Source organism: Rhodanobacter terrae (assembly GCF_042657005.1).
GTDB lineage: Bacteria > Pseudomonadota > Gammaproteobacteria > Xanthomonadales > Rhodanobacteraceae > Rhodanobacter > Rhodanobacter terrae.
Map to the genome: position 1 here is coordinate 1 of NZ_JBHSNG010000053.1, position 5,466 is coordinate 5,466.

The window sequence follows — 5,466 nt, forward strand, 5'->3', positions numbered from 1 at the left end:
TTCGCGCCGCCTACGCCAGCGGCAGCTACACCTTGAAGGCGATCGGCGAGCATTTCGGCTTGCACTATGCGACGGTAAGCCGCATCGCTCGAAGTGGCATGTGGCAAGACAAGACCTGACCCTGAGGTTTTGATTGGCTGGTATTACGGCGGTTTGGGTGGCAACGACGACTTCTTGCCGACTTCCGATCCAGGAGTGTGGGTAGCCAAGCCGGGGAGCGCTGCCGACGGCAAATATGATCTGCTGACCGTGATACTGCATGAGTACGGTCACGTACTCGGCCTATCCGATATATCGGATAGCGGCGACGACATCATGTCCACCACGTTGGAACCGGGAGTACGTCGCCTGCCGGCAGGCCTGTCGCTTCAGACGCTACAGTCGTTGATTGCCTCCTCACAGGCGGCTTCCGCTGGGGCTGTGACGCCCGGGGAGGTTGTCGCTCCATCCACTGCACAGGCGCCAATGGCAGGTGTTGTCGCAACGTCTGGTCCGCTCAACTCCGGCACGCCACTTTTGAACGGCGACTTCGCCGGGATTCAGGGCTGGTCGACGAGCGGCAATATAACAATCGTCTCAAACTCTGCCACCTTGAACGATAGCGCTGCCAGTCAGACGCGCCTGAGCCAGGGCTTCACTCTCGGCACCAACGACCGTTTCCTGCGCTTCACGCTAAGCAACGTCGCGCTGCAAAACCTGGGAGATCGTCCGGAAGACGCATTCCAGGTCGCCCTGCTCAACGCGGCCACCGGTGCATCGTTGGCTGGTGCGCTCGACCTCAGCCAGACCAATGCCCTATTCAATCTGCAGGGCGATGGAAGCTCGCACCTGGCGCAAGGCATCACCGTCGTCGATAACGCCGATGGCAGCCGCACGTACATTATCGACCTGCGCAGCGTGCCCACCGGCACGGCGGTGAACCTGTCCTTCGACCTGATTGGCTTCGAGCCGTCGGGCAGCAATGTCACGGTCAGCGATGTGGCTACCTTCGCAGTGCCGCATGCGAACGATGCTTCGTTCAGCGGACTGGAAGATGGCACGGTATCCGGCAATGTGCTCGTCAACGATACGGATGTCTTCGGTGCCACGCCGGAGCTTGTGACGGGACCTGCCCATGGCACGGTCACCCTCAACCCCGACGGCACATATACGTATACGCCGGGCTATCTGTTCTATGGCAGCGACAGCTTCACCTACCTGCTCGACAATGGTGCCTCGCAGTCCAATACGGCGACGATTGACCTGAGCATCGCTCACGTCAACCACGCACCCACCACGTCAGGCGAGTCGCTGAACCTGCTCGAGGATGGCAACGCCCAGGTCAACCTGTCGACATCCGCCAATGACGTCGACGGCGATCCACTGACGTTCCGCATCGTCAACGGCCCGCAGCATGGCACGCTGACCCAGAATGCCGACGGCAGCTTCACCTATACGCCGGGCTACCTGTTCTACGGCAACGATAGTTTCAGCTACGCCGCCAACGATGGGCAGTTGGACTCCAACGTGTCCTCCGTGAGCCTGTCCGTCGTGCATGTGAACCATGCGCCGACGACCACCGGCAAGTCGCTGAACCTGCTCGAGGACGGCAACGTCCAGGTCAACCTGTCGACATCCGCCAACGATGTCGATGGGGATCCGCTGACGTTCCGCATCGTCAACGGTCCGCAGCATGGCACGCTGATCCAGAATGCCGACGGCTGCTTCACCTATACGCCGGGCTACCTGTTCTACGGCAACGACAGCTTCAGCTACGTCGCCAACGATGGGCAGTTGGACTCCAACGTGTCCACCGTGAGCCTGTCCGTCGCGCATGTGAATCACGCACCCACTGCGTCGACTCAGTCGCTGAACCTGATCGAGGACGGCAGCGTCGGGGTTGATTTCCGCAGCTCGACCAACGATGTGGATGGCGACCCGCTGACCTACCGCATCGTGACGGGTCCGCAGCACGGCACCGTGACGCAGAATACCGATGGCACGTTCAGCTACAAGCCGACCGACCTGTACTACGGCAGCGACAGCTTCACCTACGTGGCAAACGACGGCCAGCTGGATTCCAACGCCGCCACAGTCAGCCTGAATGTCGCCATGGTGCCGCCAACGGTCGCCAACTTCAGTTTCTGGCTGCACGACAACTGGACGCGCACGCTGAGCCTGTCGGATGACACCACGACCCTGCCCGGCACCTCGCTGAGCTTCCACATCGTCAGCGCGCCACAGCACGGTGATCTGATCCTCAATGCGGACGGCACGTACACCTATCGTCCGAACCCGTGCTACGTGGGCAGCGACAGCTTCAGCTTCGTCGCCAATGATGGCCAGGCCGACTCGGGCATTGCCACGGCCACCATTGACGTGAAGCCGCGCAATCGACCGCCGGAGGCGAACGGGCAGCAGCTGTACGTAGCGGAGAACGAGTCGCAACAGATCGACCTGATGAAGGACACCTGGGATCCGGATGGTGATCCGTTGACCTTGCGCATCGTACGCGGCCCGCGCCATGGCACCTTGTCGCTGAACACGAACGGCATGTACAACTACACGCCGGATGCGGGCTTCGTCGGCGACGATAGCTTCGTCTTCGTATCCAACGACACGCAGTACGACTCGAACATGGCCACCATCCGCATCGATGTCGACCCACGCCCCGTGGCGAAGGATGAAGGCGTCAGTGTGCGTACCGGGAAGTGCGTCGCCGTCCCGTTGGTGCCCAACGACGATGGCGAGGATGAGGGCGACCGCGGCGATGACGAGCGGTACGCCAAGATCGTCACCCAGCCGCAGCATGGCAAGCTGGAACAGGACGACGATGGCCGCTGGATATATACCGCAGACGCCGGCTTCATCGGCACCGACACCTTCACCTATGTGCTGAGCACGGGTGAGCTCGATTCCAGGACTGCGATGGTCACCGTCACCGTGCTGCCGCCGAAGCGTCCGCCGGTGGCCAGCGATGCCAACGTCAGCGTGCCTTCGGAAACGGCATCGCGCATCGACATCCTGGGCGACGCAAGCGATCCAGACGGGCAGGCACTCACAGCACACATCGTCAATGGACCATGCCATGGCTGCCTGCATCGCAACGACGATGGCAGCTTCACCTACATGCCACAGGATGAGTGGTACGGCGACGACAGCTTCAGCTACTACGTCACCGACAGCGAAGCCAGCTCGAACATCGCCACCATCCACATCAAGGTCGTGTCCGTGCCGACGGCCCAGAACGCCCAGTTCCGGGTAGACGACGATGGCAACGTCCGCATCGACCTGCGTTGCCTGGTGGATGACCCCAACGAGAGCACGGAAGCAACGCTGGCGATCAGTGTCAATGCACCGGGCCATGGCGAGCTGACCCGCAAGGACAATGGTGTCTACGTCTACACGCCGAACCGGAACTTCACCGGCATCGATACGTTCACCTATACCGTGACGGATGGCACCTACAGCGCCACGGCAACGGTCACGCTGGATGTTCGTCGGGACAATGATGACGATTGTGGAGACGGATGGAGCAGTTGTACCGTCTTTGTTTCAGCAGCAGTGGGCGACGATGACTGTAATGGCGATGATGACCAAGGGAGCGGCTATATCATCGTCAACCGGCGCCAGAACACGGGCAGTGGCGATGCACAGCGGCCCCCTCAAGTTGATTGGAGCGACGCAGGTCACGATGGCATTGGCTCCATCGGTGCTATCAACAACGGCTGGTGGAATGCGTTGATGAGCGAACCACTGGTAGATGCAAACGATCTCGTCGCACGCAGCGGCCTGATGGTGAGGCGACCGAATTGAACGATTTCGCGGGGCCGCCTTTTGTGCGTGTGGCGGCCCCTTCATCCAGTGCAATTCGTACAAAGAAGCGAGATGGCAAGATGAACTACGTGGCACCCTGTATGGTCCTGCTGGCTCTTCTGGGTTTCCAAAGAGCCGAAGCCGCGAGCTTCAAAGACCCAACCAGTTTTGTCGCGACCCTGAAGCAGGGAGGTCAAGAACTGACATATGAGTCAACGCCTGGTGATTTTCAGGGTAGCGGCAAGGACGATGTCGCCGTTCTGGTGCATTTCACCGGAGCAGCGCAAAGAGGCTATCAGCTCGCCATTCTTGGCAGAAACCAGGTCAATGCATTTGATCTTCTCGAGATATCGAAGTTTGGCGATTCAAGCAATGGGATCGATGCAAAAATAGCAGGGAGCAAAGGCGGGAGTTTGTTCATTTCCATCGAGTCACCTGCCGGGTACTGGGGAACCTATCAGTTCAAATTCCTAGGCCATGCCATGACCCTCATAGGATCAGAGATTCACCTATCCAGCTGTCAGTCGGGGCAGGAGCTCTGCAAATCCGTTGACACCAGCACCAATTTTTTGACGGGAGAAGTCGTCTTTCACAGAAAGATGATTGGTGGTGCCGGAGACAAGAGTTCATGGAGTAAAGAGAAATTGAATCTTACTCACTGCGTCCTGAGCAATTTCGACTTCAGCCCCTACTACTGCGTGCAAGATGTCGACACAGGTCATGGCATGCTCGACGCTCTTATGCGCGGAGAGAAATGAGCGACTCTTGCTCAGTTCAGGTTCGGCAAGATAGCGAAGCCCTCATCACTGCAAACTACATGGCAACGGCATTGAGGAACGGATCACGGGGTGTACTTGAGAAGATGGCACTATCATCTGTTTTTTTATTTACTAAGGGTTGTCATGGAATTCCGTAGCACACTTCTAACAATGTTTGGCTCATTAGTTGCCATCCTGGCCATAGGAACTGCTCGCGCCGACGTCGGAGGAGGTGGCATTTTTTACGGGCAGTACGCCGGCCCCCATGGCCCCTATTTGCTCTGCCTGTCCCCTGATTATTCCAGCGTGCACTACGTGGATGGTGACATCACTCGGCGCTTGGAATCCCATGGAGCTGGGACGCTGATTGAGCATGACAACACGGAAAAAATCTCAGGAATATGGGATCTATCACGCCTGTATACATCGAGCAATCATCATTTAAACGATCATGTCAAGAAGGCCGGGGTCAGGTCTTGTTTTGCCACATGCTCTGTCGCAGGAAGGCCGGGGTCAGGTCTTGTTTTGCCACATGCTCTGTCGTAGCCTGCATCCATGTCCCGCCCTCTTCGCATTGAATTTGCCGGTGCGCTGTATCACGTCATGGCACGTGGCGACGCGCGCGCGGAGATCTTTCGCGATGACGAGGATCGCCAAGTGTTTTGTGCCGGCTTGTCGCGCGTGTGCGAGCGCTATGACTGGCGCTTGTGGGCTTATTGCCTGATGGACAATCACTACCACTTGCTGATCGAGACGCGGCGGCCGACGCTGTCGCGTGGCATGCGCGAGGTCAATGGTGTCTACACGCAGGCGTTCAACCGGCGCCATACCCGCGTCGGCCATGTGCTGCAAGGTCGCTACAAGGCGATCCTGGTCGACAGGGACAGCTATCTGCTGGAGCTGTCGCGCTACA

Annotated in this window: 3 protein-coding genes; all 3 read left to right on the top strand. The window is 58.8% G+C overall.

What is annotated here, in order from left to right; genetic code table 11:
* Positions 1-591: 591 nt before the first annotated feature.
* On the top strand, positions 592-3,795 hold the full coding sequence (locus ACFPPB_RS19970) for an Ig-like domain-containing protein (protein WP_377330363.1): 3,204 nt from the start codon (positions 592-594) through the stop codon (positions 3,793-3,795).
* Positions 3,792-4,553, top strand: coding sequence for a hypothetical protein (locus tag ACFPPB_RS19975; protein ID WP_377330365.1), 762 nt, complete (start codon positions 3,792-3,794; stop codon positions 4,551-4,553). Before ACFPPB_RS19970 ends, ACFPPB_RS19975 begins: the two co-directional genes overlap by 4 nt.
* Before the next feature lie 555 nt (positions 4,554-5,108).
* The coding region (locus tag ACFPPB_RS19980) for a transposase (RefSeq protein WP_377330367.1) at positions 5,109-5,466 on the top strand (358 nt) is incomplete at its 3' end.